The organism is Ciceribacter sp. L1K23 (assembly GCF_018122705.1).
Lineage (GTDB): Bacteria > Pseudomonadota > Alphaproteobacteria > Rhizobiales > Rhizobiaceae > Allorhizobium.
Window position 1 is genome coordinate 2,236,186 of sequence record NZ_JAGRRC010000001.1, and the last position, 17,367, is coordinate 2,253,552.

Sequence of the window (17,367 nt, forward strand, 5' to 3'; positions counted from 1 at the left end):
GCTGGCTTGTTCGGATCAGAACTTCATGCCGATACCGACCTTGACGCTGTGGTCGTCGAAACCGCGTGAGTAGGTCGTGCCGCCGAGGTCAAAGTCCTTCGACTGATAGTCGGTGTAGCGATATTCAACGCGTGCGGTGATGTTGTCGGTCACCAAGGCTTCGACACCAGCACCTACAGTATAGCCGAGCGCCGTCTTGTCGTCAGAGTTCGTGCCATCCGACAGCTCGTGATTGCCGACCGCCAGACCACCGGTACCGTAGATCAGGAAGGGGTTCATGTCGTAACCGATACGACCGCGAATAGAGCCGTTTACTCCGTTTTCGCCGGTGAGACCTGCTCCGGCGTCACCATCTGCGCCGTTATAAGACACGTCGGCTTCCGCACCGTACACGATCGGGCCACTTTGCCAGTTGTAACCGCCATAAACGGTACCACCAATGCCGTCGATGTCGCGGTCACCGCCGCCCATGCGACCCCAGTCGTAGGTGACACCGCCACCGATATAGGCGCCGGTCCAGCCCTGCGGCGGAGCGGTGTAGGTTTCAGTCGCAGCCGGAGCTTCGGGGATCTGCTCGACGGCATCAGCTGCCTGAGCCGAGGTAAAGGCCATCACGCCAGCCGCGGAGGCCATGAGGGTCAGCATGAATTTACGCATTATAATTCTCCTTTTCAGTCCGGGTGTGCCGCTGAGCGGCTTGGCTACCAGAACGCTTGTGGTCCCTGCCCGTTCCACCGGAAGATGGAATTCAAATGCGGATTCGAAAGAGCCAAAATGTGAAATGTTTGCGGCGGCCAGATGGTGAAAATTCGATGTTGCTATAATGCGACAGGGAAAGCATTAACCCTAACGAAATGATAATTCTGTTCAATATCTTAACGCAATTTAGTTCATGTCGTATGCGAATATGAATTTGGCCATGATTTGGCAGCAGAGCGTTAGCCCTCCCCTTCTTTATGGCGACCGGCGAGCTATATCCCCCGCTTCAAGGGCTGGCGGTTGGGGAACACGATCTTGGACACGAGAAACATCAATGCGCTGATAACCGGCGCGGGGAAACGGCTAGGTCGGGCCATTGCGGATGACTTGGCGCGTGAGGGATATGGGGTTGCGATCCATGCCAACGGCTCACTGGAGGAGGCCGAGAAGCATGCCGCGATGCTGCGACGGGATGGATACCGGGCCGTCGCCGTTTCGGCCGACTTGCGGCAATCGCCGGACGTCGATACCCTTGTTGAGCGGGCTGCAGCGCTGCTGGGCCCGATCCAGGTTTTGGTCAACAATGCATCCGTTTTTGCCGAGGATGGCGCAGATCAATTCGACGCCGAGACCTATTCGCGCCATTTCGATCTGCACGTCCGGGCTCCGATGATCCTAGGGGCGGCGCTGGCGCGGCAGTTGCCGCGTGATACGCCAGGCTTGATCGTGAACATCATCGATCAAAGAGTGTGGGCGCTGACACCACGCTTCTTCAGCTACACGCTCTCCAAGTCAACGCTGTGGACGATGACGCGGACGATGGCGCAAGCCTTCGCCCCCCGGATACGCGTGAATGCGATTGGACCAGGCCCTTCGGTGCGGAGCGAACGGCAGGCTGAGGCTGACTTTCAGGCACAGATCGACAGCCTGCCACTCGGACGTGGGCCGTCTCTTGATGAGTTCGGCCGGACGGTCCGCTTTCTTTTTGACACGCCGTCGATCACGGGCCAAATGATTGCCCTGGACGGGGGGCAACATCTGATTTGGCGCCTTCCCGGCGAAGCGGAGATCAATGAATGACGAGCGGCAAGCTCACCGATGGCGGCGTACTTTACGACGAGACGGAGGAAGAAGATGACGACGTCGTCTCCGAACCCTCCCTGCCCGTTGCCGTCCCATCCATCGACTGGAGCGAAGGCGGCGCCGAAACGCAGGGTTTGAAGGGTGCCGAGCTGATCGCGGAATTCGTGAAGAAGCTTCCGAACGCCCCCGGCGTGTACCGTATGCTGAACGCGGATGGCGACGTGCTGTATGTCGGCAAGGCCCGCAGCCTGAAGAAGAGGGTTGGGAATTACGCCCAGGGCCGTGTGCATTCGAACCGTCTCGGACGCATGGTGCGAGAGACGACCCACATGGAGTTCGTCACCACGCGAACCGAGGTCGAGGCGCTGCTGCTTGAAGCCAACCTCATCAAGCGCCTCCGCCCGCGCTTCAACGTGCTGCTGCGCGACGACAAGAGCTTTCCGTACATCCTCATCACCGGCGACAGCCGGGCGCCGGCCATCTACAAGCATCGTGGTGCCCGTGCACGCAAGGGCGACTATTTCGGCCCCTTCGCCTCGGCGAGCGCCGTTGGCCGCACCATCAACTCGCTTCAGCGCGCCTTCCTGCTGCGGACCTGCACCGACAGTGTGTTCGAAACCCGCACCCGACCCTGCCTGCTCTACCAGATCAAGCGCTGTTCCGGTCCCTGCACGCACGAGATCAGCGATGCGGCGTATGATGAACTGGTTGACGAGGCGAAGGACTTCCTTTCCGGCAAGAGCCAGGCGGTGAAGGCGACAATCGCGGGCCAGATGAACGAGGCGGCGGAAGACCTCGATTTCGAGCGTGCCGCGGTCTACCGCGACAGGCTCGCGGCGCTCAGCCACGTCCAGAGCCATCAGGGCATCAACCTGTCGAGCACCGAAGAGGCCGACGTGTTCGCCGTACACCACGAAGGTGGCCTTACGTGTATCCAGGTGTTCTTCTTCCGCACGGGACAGAACTGGGGCAATCGTGCCTACTTCCCGAAAGCCGATCCGCAAATGACGGGCGCGGAAGTGCTGAATGCCTTTCTTGCGCAATTCTACGACGACAAGCCGTGTCCGCGACAGATCCTGCTGTCCGAGACTATCGATGAGCAGGACCTGCTCGCGACCGCGCTATCGGAAAAGGCCGGGCACAAAGTGCAGATTCTCGTACCGCAGCGGGGCGAGAAGAAGGATGTCGTCGATCACGTGGTCTCGAATGCCCGCGAGGCGCATGGGCGCAAACTTGCCGAGACTTCATCGCAGGCGAGGCTGCTTGCCGGTTTCGCCGAAACGTTCAAGCTCGCCTATGTGCCGCGCCGGATCGAGATATACGACAACTCCCACATCATGGGCACGAATGCCGTGGGCGGCATGGTCGTCGCTGGCCCGGAAGGCTTCGTGAAGAACCAGTATCGCAAGTTCAACATCCGCTCCACCGACATCACACCCGGTGACGACTTCGGCATGATGCGTGAGGTGATGACGCGCCGCTTCAGCCGCCTTCTGAAGGAAGAAGGTAAGCCGGACCGCTCCAACGCGGCGCCGGACGACGCCGATGCCGGTTTTCCGGCCTGGCCCGATGTTATACTGATCGATGGCGGTCAGGGTCAGATGACGGCTGTTCGCGGAATCCTCGACGAACTGGGCATTCGCGACTGCGTCACGGCGATCGGCGTCGCCAAAGGCGTGGATCGCGAAGCGGGGCGCGAGCGCTTTTTCGTCGATGGCCAGCCTGACTTCACGCTGCCGCCGCGCGATCCGGTCCTCTATTTCATTCAGCGCATGCGCGACGAGGCGCACCGTTTCGCGATTGGCTCCCATCGGGCGCGGCGGAAGAAGGAAATGGTCAAGAACCCGCTCGACGAGATCGCCGGGATCGGCCCGACGCGCAAGCGTGCGCTGCTGCAGCATTTCGGAACAGCGAAGGCCGTGTCACGGGCAGCCGTCAGCGATCTGATGGCCGTCGAAGGGATTTCCGAAGCCGTCGCGCGGCTTGTTTACAATCATTTTCACGAAAACGGCGCCGAATGACGTGTCTTCGGGCGCCGCGACCGGAAAATTGTCTATTTGATTCTGGCACCGTGGGTGTTGACGGCGGCCGGTGAAAACCGTCATCTACCCGCAACCTTACCAAGACAGGTCATCATGGCTTCCCGCGCATACAACATTCCAAATCTCCTGACCTACGGCCGTATTGTTGCGGTGCCGCTGATCGTGCTGTGCTTTTTCCTCGAGGGCCGGCTGCAGAGCTCCGATTTCGCGCGCTGGACGGCGCTATCCCTGTTTGTGATTGCGTCCATCACCGACTTCTTCGATGGCTATCTGGCGCGGATCTGGAATCAGACCTCCAATATCGGTCGCATGCTGGATCCGATCGCGGACAAGTTGCTGGTGGCGTCCGTACTGCTGCTTATGGCAGCCGACGGCACGATCGCCGGCTGGTCGCTCTGGGCCGCAATCACCATTCTCTGCCGTGAAATCCTCGTATCGGGGCTTCGAGAATACCTCGCCGCGCTGAAGGTCAGCGTGCCGGTAACGCGGATTGCCAAATGGAAGACTACCGTGCAGATGGTCGCCATCGCCTTCCTGCTTGCCGGCCCGGCAGGGGACAAGGTGCTTCCCTACACCACCGAACTGGGCATCGTGCTGCTTTGGATTGCCGCGATCCTGACCTTCTATACCGGCTATGACTACTTCAAGGCCGGCGCCAAGCACATTGTCGAGGAGGGCTAATGGTCAAGCTCGTCTATTTCGCCTGGGTGCGCGAACGGATCGGGAAGGGTGAGGAAGAGCTCGACCTGCCGGAGGACGTGAAGACAGCCGGCGACCTGATCGAGCATCTCCGCGGTCTTGGCGAGGACTACGAAAATGCGCTGCGTGTTCCAACAGCCATCCGCGTCGCCGTGAACCAGGAGCATGTGCAGCACGACGAGCTGATCACCGGCGCCCGCGAGATCGCGCTTTTTCCGCCGATGACGGGCGGTTGAAGCAATGAACATCGCTCCCGTCATCCGCGTTCAGCGGGAGGATTTCGACCTGAACGCGGAAGTGCGCCACTTGAGCGGCGGCCGCAAGGACATTGGTGCGGTGGTGACTTTTACCGGCCTTTGCCGGGATGACGGCGGTCGACTGGCAGCGCTGGAACTCGAACATTATCCGGGCATGGCGGAAGCTGAGATGCAGCGCATCGGCGCGGAAGCCATTTCGCGCTTCGGCCTGCGTGGGCTGGTGGCAGTCCACCGCTTCGGCAAGATCGCGCCAGGCGAGAACATCGTACTCGTTGCCGCCTCCGCTCCTCACCGTCAGGCGGCATTCGATGGCGCCAGCTTCATGATGGACTTCCTGAAGACGTCCGCCCCCTTCTGGAAGAAGGAGCACGGCACGGACGGCTCGGCGGGTGACTGGGTTGCCGCAAGAGATGCGGACGATCGTGCTCGGGACAGGTGGACCTGACACCGTCTACGGCACGACGCGTTCGCGGCGACTGATCACCAACACCATCACAAGAGCGCCGAAGACCACCAGATCCCGCCAGACGATCGGGGCGTAGCCGCTCCACATGGTCTCGGCCACCCCGATAGCCGCAGCACCAAGCGCGGAACGAAGCGGGACGCCATAGCCACCGGCGGCGGCGATCAGCACGACCTTCAGGCCGAACATCAGCCCTGCCCCGAAATCCATCGTTCCGTAGTAGGACGTGGCAAGGATGCCGCAGATGGCCGCGATCGCTGTTGCCGCCAGGTAGGAGAGTATAAACACCCGTCCCGCATCGACGCCGCACAGCGCGGCAGCCGCCGGATCGTCTGAAACGCTGCGCCAGATCCGCCCGGCCGATGTGCGCGACAAGATCGCATGTCCGCTTGCAACGATCGCCGCCATCAGCGCGGCATTGATGAGTTGGATAAGCGTGAGACTGACGTCGAAGCCCGCCGTGCGCCAGAAGATGACGCGATGATCAAGGAATCGCGGCAGCCACAATCCCCTGCTGTCGAGCGCAAGCCGACCTGTTTCAGAAATGACCACAAGAACGGCCAGCGACGCTACGATCACGGCATTCGGAGAGCGCCGGTGGAGAGGCAGCATGACGCTTTTTCCGACCCAGTACCCGGCGGCGAGCGTGTAGCCAAGGGATACGAGGCCACCCATGGCCAAAGCTGCAGGTAGCACCAGGATGAAAGCGTTCCAGCCCATGGCGGTGAAAAGCAAATAGATCTGGCCGGCAAAGGCAAAAAGCGCACCGAACACGATATCGGCGCGACGGGTCATGCCGAAGGCGACGGAGTATCCGAAGGCGAGCGCCGCGTAGAGCGCGGCGATCGGTATCGCGTTGACGAGTTGCTGGAGAAAATAGGCCATCGGTCGCTCCTGCTGCTTTTATAACTAGCAAAAAGGCTTTTACCAGTTATAATTTTCGTATGACCTTTTCCTGGACCCCTCACCGCTTTTCCGGCGGAGCCCTGGCTCTGGATGTCGCCAACAGCGTCATCCTGCGCTTCGATCCGTCTCGCAGCGTCGACCGCTTTGCAATCGCGTCGCAGATGGATGATTTCGCCGACGCGGCAAACGCTTTCTGTGCTGAGAAGGCGTTGTTTGGCGAGTTTCAGCCTGTGCGAGAGGAGAGCCGCCCGGCGCTTATCGCCCTGAGAGAAGCGATCGACGACTATTTCCGCAGCAGGACATTGGGTCTGGACGATAGGATCAGACTGGCGCGGCTGTTGGAACGAGCAGCCACCTGCCTTCGCAGCGCCTCCGAAGAGTCGGATCTCGCGGTTTCTACCGCCCGCTCGGCGCTGAAACTACTCGCCGAGCCAGAACCCGGGCGAATGAAAATCTGCGGTAATTGCGGCTGGCTGTTTCTCGACCGGAGCAAGAACCGAAGCCGGACCTGGTGCGACATGTCCGTCTGCGGCAACCGAACCAAAGCTAACAGACACTATCGACGGAAAAAGGAGACGGCGTCATGATGACGTTCACGCGAGCCGCGACCACAGTCTTGCTGGTCGCCACCATGGCGCTTTCGACAACCGGATGTCAGCGCGAGGACGAAGGTCCACTGGCGGTATCCGGCCGCATCTTCATCTTCAACTACCGCGTCGCGGAGGCAACCTATGTCCTGACCCTTGCCCGCAAGGGCGAGTTGCCGGACGAAAGCGTCATCGAAACCAGCTTCGAGAATCCAGCAGGCGGTCCGCCGCTCGTCACACACACTCGGATTTCCCCGACCTGGGAGAAGATCGCGCTCGAAAGCCCGGCCGTCCACTGCATCGTCCGGGATCGTCCCTACGCCGTGTCGATCCGGATCAGCGATGGAAACGGAAAGCCGATCCAGACAATCGAAACCAGCGTCACCTCGAGCCTGGACCAGACGATCCTGCCGGCAAAGCCGCTTGTTGTCGGACCGGTCTACACGCCGAACCCCGAGGTTTATCCCGGCGACGGGACGGCCGACTATTCACCGGCCCGCGACTGCCCCGCCGTCGATACCAGCACGTGACGTTTACGGGTTCAAGTTCCACAGCTGACCGGAATAATTGCCGCACGGCGCCATCAGCAGGAACCGGTCCATCATACCGCCATTGACCACGTCGAGGCAGTAGCTTTCGCCGAGAAACTGCGTCGTGAATCGCATCTTGTCGTCGGCGCCGGAAATCCGCCAGAGCTGGCCCGAATAGTTGGCGCATGGCTGCATCCTGACCATGTAAGCGGGATCACCGCCATTCGTAACATCGAGGCACATGCCGTTGCCGGTCGCCTCGTTGCGGAGACGCACCCAATCCCCCTCTGGCTCTGATGTCACGATCCAGTTCTGACCCCGGTCGCCATTGCGTGGCACCATCTGCGCCATCCCTTGAAAGGGTCCGTCGGTCCAAACCTGCATGACCGAACCGGTGCCGGTGAACTGCGTCGCGAGCCTTATCGACTCGGCGGCAGCGACGACGGGAACGAGCATGGTCGATATCGCCAAAGAGACGCCAAGTAAGCGGGTACAAAAAGTCATGTTGCCTCCGGGATCGCTTTGCAAGGCCCAAGGCTTTAGCAGAAACCGCCGCGAAATCCCGACCAAAGTTTGCATGAATGCCGCTCCTGACGGAACGGGAGGGCACAACAAAAAACCGGCGCCTTTCGGCACCGGTTTCGAATTCATCGTCAATCGCCGGAAAGACCGCGAGGATCAGTTCAGCCGACGATCTCGGTGTCGGCGAACCAGTACTTGATTTCCTGGGCAGCGGTTTCCGGAGCGTCCGAACCGTGAACCGAGTTTTCGCCGATCGACAGGGCGAACATCTTGCGGATGGTGCCTTCATCGGCGTTGGCCGGGTTCGTGGCGCCCATGATCTCGCGGTTCTTCAGGATGGCGTTTTCGCCTTCGAGAACCTGAACGACGGTCGGGCCCGAGGTCATGCCTTCAACCAGTTCGCCGAAGAAGGGGCGTTCCTTGTGAACGGCGTAGAAACCTTCGGCTTCGCGCTTGCTCATCCAGACGCGCTTGGAAGCGACGACACGCAGGCCGTTGTCTTCGAAGACCTTGGTGATGGCGCCGGTCAGGTTGCGCTTGGTGGCATCGGGCTTGATCATCGAGAAGGTGCGTTCAATCGCCATCAGTCTCATCCTTTTGTCTGTCAGGGAAAGTGGGCGGTATCTACCCGCCCCGAATCACGAAGACAAGAGGGATCGGCGAAATTCACGCAGGCGTCACAATGGAAGGCACAGGCGCGATCAGGCAACCTTGCGCGCCGCACCCTCGTGAAGATCCAGCAGCCGCTCGAACCAGGACTGGACCGGGTCGTCTCCAGGCAGATGAACCGACCCTGTCGTGATCCTGAGCCACTGCAGCGCGCCGAAGACGATGTAGTCGGCGAAGAGGGGCGAAGCGCCGCCGATGAACGGCTGATGGCCGAGCATTACGCGAAGCGGCTGCAGTTTTGCGGGGAAGGCTTCGATCTCCGCCTGCCTGCCCGGCACAAATTCGCTGATGTCGCGTCCCAGCCGCTGGCGACGGCTTTCGCGGAAATAGGACTGGTCCACGTCGTCCAGCATGTCGTGGATGTCCATGACGGCGATCTTGGTGATCGCAGGATGGACGACAGACTGGGAGAAACTCTCCACGAACCGCGCGGCAGCACGACCCGCCTCCCCTCCGAACAAGGTCGGGCGATCCGCATAGGCCTGATCGAGATAGTCTGCGATCGAAAAGCTGTCCGCAACCAGTCGGTCCCCGTCGCGCAGAAGGGGCACGGTCTTCGTCGCACCGCCTTCGATCGTGGGTATGGCGGTGAAGGCCAGGGGCTCCTCGACGTAATCGAGTCCCTTGTGCCGCAGCGCCATGACCACTTTCCAGCAATGCGGGGAGAACGGGCGCCCGCGATCGGCGCCGCATAGCGAGTAGAGGGTGATGGACATCGGGACTCCTTGGGTCAAACAGCGTGCATTATCGCCGCCGATCGCGGGCAGATCAAATCAGCTTAATTCATGAGACTCATCACGACGACTTCCGCTAAATCTCGACGCAAAGATGAAGGACCGGAGGATCGCATGATGACGGAACACTATCGCATGTTCGCCGCCTATAACGCTTGGGCCAACGGCCTGCTCTACACAGCTGCCGAGGGCCTGTCGGACGGGGAATTGCACGCCGACAAAGGCGCATTCTTCGGCTCTTTGTTCGCCACGCTGACGCATCTTGTGGTCGCTGACCGACTATGGATGCATCGGTTCACGGGCGAAGGCCCGGTACATCGGACTCTTGACGAGAAGCCATTTGCGGATTTCGGGGCACTGTCCATCGCCCGCCAGGCGGAAGACGAGCGCATTATCCGATGGGCGGATACGCTGACGCCGGAGCAGCTTTCGCAGACCTTCACCTACACGCCGGTGACCAATCCGACGCCGATCACGCACAAGCTCGCTCCCGCGGTGGCACATTTCTTCAACCACCAGACCCATCACCGTGGCCAATGCCATTCGACATTGACGGCGCTCGGCAAACCAAGCCTGAGCCTTGACCTGATCTACTTCCTGAGGAGCGATGGCAAGGAATGGCTATGAATCGTGGCGCGGCGCCTCATGAGCGCCGCACCGATTTCCTGATGACCTTGCTCTGTCGTCTCACGCCGCTTTTCGGTGCGACGCGTTGACCTGGCTGAAGGTAAATCGCCGCATAAGATTTTCCAGCGCGGCGGCTTCAGCGGCCAGCGTTGTAATCGCCGCAGTGGACTCTTCCACCATGGCCGCATTCTGCTGGGTGTTGCGATCTATATCTCCAATCGCACTGTCGATCTCGACCAGGCCTTGGGCTTGTTCGCGCGCGCCGCTGACTATCTTCTCGATCTCGGCGCTGATGCTCTTCACCTCTTCGGCGATGACGTGCAGCGCCTCACCGGTCTGGTCAACGAGACCGACACCGCTCTTCACCTGATCAGCCGAGGCGCCGATCAGCGCCTTGATCTCCTTCGCGGCCTTGGCCGAACGTTGAGCCAGTTCGCGCACCTCCTGCGCAACGACCGCGAACCCCTTGCCGGCTTCACCTGCGCGTGCGGCCTCGACACCGGCATTCAGCGCCAACAGGTTGGTCTGGAACGCGATTTCGTCGATCACGCTGATGATCTGGTTGATCTCGCGTGAAGAGGCTTCAATCTTGCTCATGGCCTCGACCGCACTCGTTACGATCGCTCCGGATTTCTCCGCGCCGTCACGGGCATGCGAAACCCGACGTCCGACTTCCTCGGCAACGCGAGCGGTTTCCTTGACGGTGCCGGTGACCAAGCCAAGCGCACTGGCTGTCTCTTCGATCGAAGCGGCCTGACGCTCGGTTCGCGCAGAGAGGTCACCATTGGCGTGGCTGATCTGGCCAGCACCAGCGCGAATCGTCTCGACGACCTGGCCGGCCCTGCCGAGAACAGCCTCAAGGTTCTCCATTGAGGCATTGTAGAAGCCTCGCAGCTTGTCCAGCTCACCCTCGAACGGTTTCCCAATTCGGTAAGCGAGATCGCCGTTGGCGAGCGCCGACAGCGCATCTCCGAGCTCGCTTACGGCCGCATGTACGGCAGCGGCCTCACGCGCCTTTTCCTGCTCACGCAGTTCGCGCTGTTCGGTAGCCTGACGATCGGCTTGGCGCGCGCGGTCGGCCATATCGGTCGCGTTTCGCTCAGCGGAAGTCGAAGCCTCCACGGCTGCGTCAGAGGAAACGAAAGCTCTCACGACGGCGTAGGAAAGTGCGATTAGGATGCCTGTTTGCAGCACGAGAACGACGGCATGAAGCACGACGCGCGAGAAGTCCGACTCGCCCGGGAAAACGGCGAGCGGCATGACAAAATACAGAAGCAGATGATGTACGGCGACCAACGCGGCATAGCCGACGAGTGCGCGCCAATCGATCCAGATCGAACAGATCGCGAGCGACGCGAAGAAGTACATATGAATATCGATCTGGAGCGGCGAGCCTTGGAAAGCATAAACCAGCAGCGCAACGGTTGCCGCATGCGCCATGGATGTCACCACGCGCGTGTTCGGACCCGTACGGTCCTTAGCCCACAGAAGCGAGGACGAACCGACGATGATGGCACTCGCCAGCACTGTCATGTAGTCGAAGCCATCGGCCCGGAATACTTCGCGAGCGAACGTTAAAGCAAAGTTCAACCACAAGATCGCTATGATGCCAACTGACGCCTTCTGGCGTAGCATTGCTAGGGAGTTCATTCCAAATTCCTTTGATAACAGCCTACGGCCAGTTGGTGGTTAAGGACCAGCATCGCTCCCGCCTGCATGAGGCGGGCCGGGAAATCGTCAGCGTCAGAATAGGCTACGGCCATCCAGGGAAGACGCCCGGCAGAGACGAAGGAGCCGCCTGCCGAGCCAATTACCTCCAGGGTGTCACTGGCTGTCGCCGCCGGACTGGTGAGAACCAGGACGAAACGCCCGCTCGGCGATGACCACAAGGCGAGAACCAGAATGAGAAATAAAACGAAAAACGTGGCGACGACCCTCTTGTCTATCGCCGCCTCCCCCGGTCGCACCCTCGGTTGAGAAATTGTCGCCCGCCGGGTCAAGCCCACCCTCCTGCGTCCGAACACTTCGATCGAACGTATTCTTCCCTATTCAGCAATTTAATAGTGCGGCGCTAAGAATGTCTTAATTGCCATCTGGGTGAGAGACAGCGGGTTGCAAAGCGGAAACCGTGCATTAACCCTGAGTTCCGAAAGCATCCGGCCGAACCGCCGTGAACTCGTATTTTATATAAATTTCAAGAACCTGACGGGAGTATTCCAGGCACGATTTGAAAACGACTTTTAGAGCCAGCCCGCTGGCATGGTTTGGTGAAAAAAATGGATGTTATGACGAGAGGCAAGACCGCCAGGACGGATCAACATACGCCGAGCCTTGGCATCGAAACGCTTCAGAAGGTCGCCAAGCACATGGCGCGACGCCAGGTGGCCGGCCTGCCGCGCAACTACGAACTGTTTTACGAATCGATGTTTGGGCACGATCCGGCGCTCGGCCGTGACCTTGAGGCGCTCGGCAGCCGTCCCTCTCAGCTCCACCTCGACCAGTTGGGCCTCAAGTACCGTCTCGTCAGCCATTGCGGACTGGCGGAAGAGAAGATCCAGCGCGATGCGGTGACAATCCTTAAGAACCTGTCCGACATGCTCGCGAGCGGTATTGAGCGAAAACAGACTTTCGTCCGCTCTCTGGACATGATCGCTAACGCGCTGCGCGAGGACGAGCAGCGCAGCCTGGCGAGCCTGATCGACGAGCTGGATTTCCTCAACGCATCGGCGACCGAACTCGGCCAGGCCGAGCTGGACCTTGCGGAGACGCTCAAATCGGGACTGGCAAAGATCGAAACGGCCGAGAAGGCGGCAAAACAGGCTCACGAAGCAGCCCTGCGCGACCGCTTGACGGGCCTGCCCAACCGGGTGGCGATGACCCGTCGGCTGGAGGATATCTACAGCGCCGCCACCCAGCCTCGTATCGCCGTTGTCGCGGCCGAAGCAGACGATCTGGATTCGATCCGCCGCCAATATGGCGAAGATGCCGCCAACCGCATGCTGAAGCGACTTGCCGCGATCTTCCGAAAGACGATCAAGAAGAACGATTTCGTCGCGCGCAACGATGACAGCCAGTTTCTCTTCATCTTCCACGAAGTAGGTCAGGATGACGTCGTGGCGATCGGCGAAAGGCTGCGGCACGCCGTCGAAACGAACCTGATCTACGCCGCGGAAAACGAACTGAACGGCGGCGGCGTGCAACTGGCCGTCGGCTTTTCCCTCGCCGATAACGCGGTACGCCCCGACGATCTGTTGGCACAGGCCGAGCATGCACTGAAAGGCGCGCGCCAGGAGAGCCGTAATCCGATCATGCGCTTCGGACGCTAGACCGACGGGCAACGTCGAAGCCGTTGCCTGACGGCCGTGCGTGGCTACAGCCTAAACGTCGGCATTCCGCCGTTCTGATCTCGTCAGCAGACACTTGTCTTGGCTTTGGCCTTGGGGCAAAAGCCGTGACATGATTACGATAACCGACCTTTCCGCCCGTATCGCCGGGCGCCTTCTCATAGACCATGCGACCCTGTCACTGCCGGCTGGGGCGAAAGCCGGCCTGGTCGGCCGTAACGGAGCGGGAAAGTCGACGCTGTTTCGTGTCATCACCGGCGACCTTGCGGCCGAAAGTGGAGCCGTGTCGATCCCGAAGAATGCGCGCATCGGCCAGGTTGCCCAGGAAGCGCCGGGAACCGAAGACTCGCTGATCTCGATCGTGCTGGCCGCAGACAAGGAACGGGCGGCCCTGCTAGCGGAAGCCGAAACGGCCACCGATCCGCACCGCATCGCCGAAATCCAGACGAGGCTCGCAGATATCGGTGCCCATTCGGCGGAAGCGCGCGCCGCGACCATTCTCTCTGGTCTCGGCTTCGATCACGAGGCGCAGTTGCGGCCCGCCTCGTCCTTTTCCGGCGGCTGGCGCATGCGCGTCGCGCTGGCGGCGGTGCTGTTCTCCGAACCGGACCTGCTGCTGCTCGACGAACCCACCAACTATCTCGATCTTGAAGGTACGCTTTGGCTGGAAGAATATGTGCGACGTTATCCGCACACCGTCATCGTCATCAGCCACGATCGCGACCTTCTCAACACCGCCGTCAACTCGATTATCCATCTCGACCAGAAGAAACTGACCTTCTATCGCGGCGGATACGACCAGTTCGAGCGGCAGAAGGCCGAGGCCGACGAGTTGCAGATGAAGGCAAAGGCCAAGAACGAAGCGGCCCGCAAGCATCTTCAGAGCTTCATCGACCGTTTCAAAGCGAAGGCGTCAAAGGCCCGGCAGGCGCAGAGCCGCGTGAAGGCGCTGGAACGTCTCGGGACCGTGGCATCCGTCATCGAGGACCACGTCCAGCCGATTTCCTTTCCGGAGCCGGAGAAGCAGCCCGCCTCCCCCATCGTTGCCATCAACGGCGGCGCGGTGGGATATGCACCGGGGAAGCCGATCCTGAAGGGCATCAACCTGCGGATCGACAACGACGACCGCATCGCGCTGCTCGGCTCGAACGGCAACGGCAAGTCCACCTTCGCCAAGCTGATTGCCGGTAGACTTCAATTGCAGGCGGGCGAGATGAAGCTGGCCCCGAACCTCTCGGTCGGCTTCTTCGCCCAGCACCAGCTCGACGATCTCATTCCGAACGAAACGCCTGTGGACCACGTGCGCCGGCTGATGCCGCTGGCCGGCGAGGCGCAGGTGCGCGCCCGCGTCGCGCAGATGGGGCTCTCGACGGAGAAGATGGCGACGGCGGCGAAGGACCTGTCCGGTGGGGAAAAGGCGCGTCTGCTGATGGGGCTTTCGGCATTTCATGCCCCGAACCTGCTTATCCTCGACGAGCCGACCAACCACCTCGACATCGACAGCCGCCGGGCGCTGATCGAGGCTCTCAACGACTACAACGGCGCCGTCATCCTGATCGCCCACGACCGGCACCTTATCGAGGCGACCGTCGACCGGCTCTGGCTGGTCAACGGCGGGACCGTCAGCGTCTTCGAGGGCGACATGGAGGACTATCGCAGCCTTGTCGTCGCTTCGCCGAAAAAGGCCGAGGAGAAGCTCGACGCGGGACTTCAGGTCAACAAGGCCGACCAGCGCAAGGCCGCCGCCGACAAGCGTGCCTCGCTCGCACCGCTCAGGAAAAGGATCAACGATATCGAGACGTTGACGAAGAAGCTGGAGAGTTTGATTCAGGCGCTTGATGCCGAACTTGCCGATCCTGCTCTCTACGAGAAGGCTCCCGCCAAGGCAGCGGAAAAAGCGAAGCAGCGTGGCGAGGCAGCGGCAAAACTCTCGGCTGCCGAGGAAGAATGGCTAGAACTGTCGACCGAGTACGAGGAAGCAATGGCTGGATGAGACGCTTGCAACGGCAAGCAGCCAGAACCGGTCTCGCGTGAACAATCAGGCCTTCTTCTCCCATCGCCCTTCTGGCGTCTGCTGCCAGTAGGTAAGCGCGTGCCCCGCGCCCTTCAGCCGCTTCCAATGCTCGCGCGCAGCTTCAAGCTGGCTCTGGTCATGTCCGTCGAAGACGAACACCACGCGGTCATAGTCAAGGGTCGGCGGCGGCTCCGCGCCGTCGACGACGAAGCGCACGGTGGCGCGGTTACGATTGTCCGTTTCCGTCGTCAGCAGGATCGGCTGATCCTCGGCATCCGGTGCTGCGTCGGTCCCATGGGGCAGAAAACTCTCGTCACGCCATGTCCACAGATGCGCGTCGAGCGCATCCCGCCGCGGTTCATCGACAGTCTGCACGGCAACCTTCCAGCCCCGCTCAACGCTTTTTTCAAGCAAGGGCGGGAGGGCGTTCTCCAATTTGGATTCAGTCAGATGGTAAAACAGGATCTCGGCCAAGACCGTCCACGTCCCTCTCAGGCTTCGTAATTGGCGCGAACGAACTCATCGAGCAGGCGGACACCGAAGCCGGAACCCCAGGACTGATTGATCTCATCCGACGGCGACCCCATCGCGGTGCCGGCGATATCAAGATGCGCCCACGGCGTCGATCCGACGAAGCGCTTCAAAAACTGCGCAGCGGTTATCGAGCCGGCGTAGCGGCCGCCGGTATTCTTCATGTCGGCAAACTTGGAATCGATCATCTTGTCGTACTCGTCGCCGAGCGGCATGCGCCAGAGGCGTTCGTTACTTGTCATACCCGCCTTCAGCAGCGCGTCCGACAACCTGTCGTCATTCGAGAAAAGGCCGGCATGATGGCTGCCGAGCGCGACCATGATCGCGCCGGTCAGCGTGGCAAGGTTGATCATGAACTCGGGCTTGAACCGGTCGTTGCAATACCAAAGCGCATCGCAGAGCACGAGCCGGCCTTCGGCATCGGTGTTGATGACTTCGATCGTCTGCCCCGACATCGAGGTGACGATGTCCCCCGGACGCTGGGCGTTCCCATCAGGCATGTTCTCGACCAGACCGATGATGCCGATGACATTCGCCTTCGCCTTGCGCGCGGCGAGCGTGTGCATCAGTCCGGTCACGGCGGCCGCGCCGCCCATGTCGCCCTTCATGTCCTCCATGCCGGCGGCGGGCTTGATCGAGATGCCGCCGGTATCGAAAACGACTCCCTTCCCGATAAAAGCGAGCGGCTTGTCCTTGGGCTTGCCGCCCTTCCACTGCATGATCACCAGACGTGGCGGCCGAACCGAGCCTTGGGAAACGCCGAGCAGGGCGCCCATGCCGAGCTTCTTCATCTCCTTCTCACCGAGAATTTCGATCTCGACTCCCAGCTTTTCCAGTTCGCGCGCCTTCGCCGCGAACTCTTCAGGACCAAGAATATTCGCCGGCTCGTTGACGAGATTGCGCGCGAGGATAACGCCTTCGGCGACTGCTTCCGCGACCTGAAAGGCCTTTTTTGCGGCGGCGACATCGGCTGTGACGATGGTAACCTTTAACGTCTTCTCTTTTGAGGGGGCCTCGTCCTCGTCATTCTTCTTGGCGGACTTGTAGGTATCGAATTTGTAGGTACGCAGAAGCATGCCAAGCGCGAAGTCAGCCACAGCGTTTGCGGAAACATTTGCGCCGGGGGCGTCGGTGTAGACGATGGCCTTTTCAGAGCCCTTGAGAACGGACGCCGCGGTGCCGCCCGCACGTAGCCAATCATGCGCCTTCAGCACGTCGCCCTTGCCAAGGCCCAGGACGACGATCCGGTCGGCTTCGGAGCCGTGGGGTGCCACGATATCGAGGGTCGAGATGGCCTTCGCCTTGAATTTTCTTACAGTCGCAGCCCGGTCGTATACGCCGGCCGGATCAGCGTCCGACAATCCTGCCGGGCCTGCCTCCGCCGTCTGAAGAAGGATCGCGGTCGCTCCTGCGAGACGTGCCGATTTAGCGAAGGAAATATCGAGTTTGGCAGCCATGATCACTCCATCAGGTATGCTATCTGTCAGGCGCGATCATGTCGGTTTCGGCCGGCAAGGCAAGAGCGGTTCGACATTTTACTTCCCAACCCCTTGATGCATGGGCTTGGGCACACCGCGCTGCGCGACTGTTCCGATTATCGCCTCAATCCCGGTGAAAGAGCGAGGGCACTCGGCCGTCGGTGCGTCCTGTGTCTTTGCTG

The 17,367-nt window shown here is 60.8% G+C and carries 18 protein-coding genes; 10 read left to right on the forward strand and 8 right to left on the reverse strand.

What is annotated here, in order from left to right; genetic code table 11:
* Window positions 1–15 precede the first annotated feature (15 nt).
* Window positions 16–657, reverse strand: a complete 642-nt coding sequence (locus J5J10_RS10585) for an outer membrane protein (RefSeq protein WP_208549152.1) — start codon at window positions 655–657, stop codon at window positions 16–18.
* A 357-nt stretch (window positions 658–1,014) separates the two neighbouring features.
* On the opposite strand from J5J10_RS10585, the gene J5J10_RS10590 reads away from it, so the two are divergent.
* From J5J10_RS10590 to J5J10_RS10610, 5 genes are all read left to right on the forward strand, one after another.
* The gene (locus J5J10_RS10590) at window positions 1,015–1,779 is read left to right on the forward strand and encodes an SDR family oxidoreductase (protein ID WP_211929843.1); all 765 of its coding nucleotides are present in this window, start codon (window positions 1,015–1,017) and stop codon (window positions 1,777–1,779) included.
* A complete protein-coding gene (uvrC, locus tag J5J10_RS10595) occupies window positions 1,776–3,803 on the forward strand; it encodes an excinuclease ABC subunit UvrC (RefSeq protein ID WP_211929844.1) in 2,028 nt (675 codons plus the stop codon). Before J5J10_RS10590 ends, uvrC begins: the two co-directional genes overlap by 4 nt.
* A gap of 114 nt (window positions 3,804–3,917) precedes the next feature.
* Window positions 3,918–4,505: a CDP-diacylglycerol--glycerol-3-phosphate 3-phosphatidyltransferase gene (gene pgsA, locus J5J10_RS10600; protein ID WP_208549150.1), complete on the forward strand. Its 588-nt coding sequence runs from the start codon at window positions 3,918–3,920 to the stop codon at window positions 4,503–4,505.
* Window positions 4,505–4,759 (forward strand): molybdopterin converting factor subunit 1, encoded by a 255-nt coding sequence (gene moaD, locus J5J10_RS10605; protein WP_208549149.1) that lies wholly within the window; start codon window positions 4,505–4,507, stop codon window positions 4,757–4,759. Before pgsA ends, moaD begins: the two co-directional genes overlap by 1 nt.
* 4 nt (window positions 4,760–4,763) lie before the next feature.
* Entirely contained in the window at window positions 4,764–5,225 is a 462-nt protein-coding gene (locus tag J5J10_RS10610; RefSeq protein WP_211929845.1) for a molybdenum cofactor biosynthesis protein MoaE, read from the forward strand.
* Window positions 5,226–5,231: 6 nt separating this feature from the next.
* On the opposite strand, the gene J5J10_RS10615 is transcribed toward J5J10_RS10610, so the two are convergent.
* A complete protein-coding gene (locus J5J10_RS10615; protein ID WP_211929846.1) occupies window positions 5,232–6,128 on the reverse strand; it encodes a branched-chain amino acid ABC transporter permease in 897 nt (298 codons plus the stop codon).
* A 59-nt stretch (window positions 6,129–6,187) separates the two neighbouring features.
* Here J5J10_RS10615 and J5J10_RS10620 point away from each other — a divergent pair, with 59 nt between their 5' ends.
* Window positions 6,188–6,736, forward strand: coding sequence for a CGNR zinc finger domain-containing protein (locus J5J10_RS10620; RefSeq protein ID WP_211929847.1), 549 nt, complete (start codon window positions 6,188–6,190; stop codon window positions 6,734–6,736).
* Window positions 6,736–7,266, forward strand: a complete 531-nt coding sequence (locus J5J10_RS10625) for a hypothetical protein (RefSeq protein ID WP_208553353.1) — start codon at window positions 6,736–6,738, stop codon at window positions 7,264–7,266. Before J5J10_RS10620 ends, J5J10_RS10625 begins: the two co-directional genes overlap by 1 nt.
* A 3-nt stretch (window positions 7,267–7,269) precedes the next feature.
* Here J5J10_RS10625 and J5J10_RS10630 read toward each other — a convergent pair whose 3' ends face one another.
* The 3 genes from J5J10_RS10630 to J5J10_RS10640 all read right to left on the reverse strand — a co-directional run bounded on the left by J5J10_RS10630 (window position 7,270) and on the right by J5J10_RS10640 (window position 9,173).
* Entirely contained in the window at window positions 7,270–7,770 is a 501-nt protein-coding gene (locus J5J10_RS10630; RefSeq protein ID WP_211929848.1) for an RICIN domain-containing protein, read from the reverse strand.
* A gap of 179 nt (window positions 7,771–7,949) precedes the next feature.
* Window positions 7,950–8,372, reverse strand: coding sequence for a nucleoside-diphosphate kinase (gene ndk / locus J5J10_RS10635; RefSeq protein ID WP_113459297.1), 423 nt, complete (start codon window positions 8,370–8,372; stop codon window positions 7,950–7,952).
* 117 nt (window positions 8,373–8,489) lie between these two features.
* On the reverse strand, window positions 8,490–9,173 hold the full coding sequence (locus tag J5J10_RS10640) for a glutathione S-transferase family protein (RefSeq protein WP_211929849.1): 684 nt from the start codon (window positions 9,171–9,173) through the stop codon (window positions 8,490–8,492).
* Between the two features lie 135 nt (window positions 9,174–9,308).
* Here J5J10_RS10640 and J5J10_RS10645 point away from each other — a divergent pair, with 135 nt between their 5' ends.
* Window positions 9,309–9,818: a DinB family protein gene (locus J5J10_RS10645; protein ID WP_211931204.1), complete on the forward strand. Its 510-nt coding sequence runs from the start codon at window positions 9,309–9,311 to the stop codon at window positions 9,816–9,818.
* Between the two features lie 60 nt (window positions 9,819–9,878).
* On the opposite strand, the gene J5J10_RS22415 is transcribed toward J5J10_RS10645, so the two are convergent.
* Window positions 9,879–11,468 (reverse strand): methyl-accepting chemotaxis protein, encoded by a 1,590-nt coding sequence (locus J5J10_RS22415; RefSeq protein WP_249116714.1) that lies wholly within the window; start codon window positions 11,466–11,468, stop codon window positions 9,879–9,881.
* A 626-nt stretch (window positions 11,469–12,094) separates the two neighbouring features.
* Between J5J10_RS22415 and J5J10_RS10655 the strand changes: the two genes are divergently transcribed.
* Window positions 12,095–13,144, forward strand: coding sequence for a GGDEF domain-containing protein (locus tag J5J10_RS10655; RefSeq protein WP_211929850.1), 1,050 nt, complete (start codon window positions 12,095–12,097; stop codon window positions 13,142–13,144).
* 130 nt (window positions 13,145–13,274) lie between these two features.
* The gene (locus J5J10_RS10660) at window positions 13,275–15,155 is read left to right on the forward strand and encodes an ABC-F family ATP-binding cassette domain-containing protein (RefSeq protein WP_211929851.1); all 1,881 of its coding nucleotides are present in this window, start codon (window positions 13,275–13,277) and stop codon (window positions 15,153–15,155) included.
* 45 nt (window positions 15,156–15,200) lie between these two features.
* On the opposite strand, the gene J5J10_RS10665 is transcribed toward J5J10_RS10660, so the two are convergent.
* Window positions 15,201–15,650 carry a DNA polymerase III subunit chi gene (locus J5J10_RS10665; RefSeq protein ID WP_208549140.1) on the reverse strand — a complete coding sequence of 150 codons (450 nt, stop codon included), beginning with the start codon at window positions 15,648–15,650 and terminating at the stop codon, window positions 15,201–15,203.
* A gap of 17 nt (window positions 15,651–15,667) precedes the next feature.
* Complete coding sequence (locus J5J10_RS10670; protein WP_211929852.1) at window positions 15,668–17,164, reverse strand: leucyl aminopeptidase; 1,497 nt, start codon at window positions 17,162–17,164, stop codon at window positions 15,668–15,670.
* Window positions 17,165–17,367 lie beyond the last annotated feature (203 nt).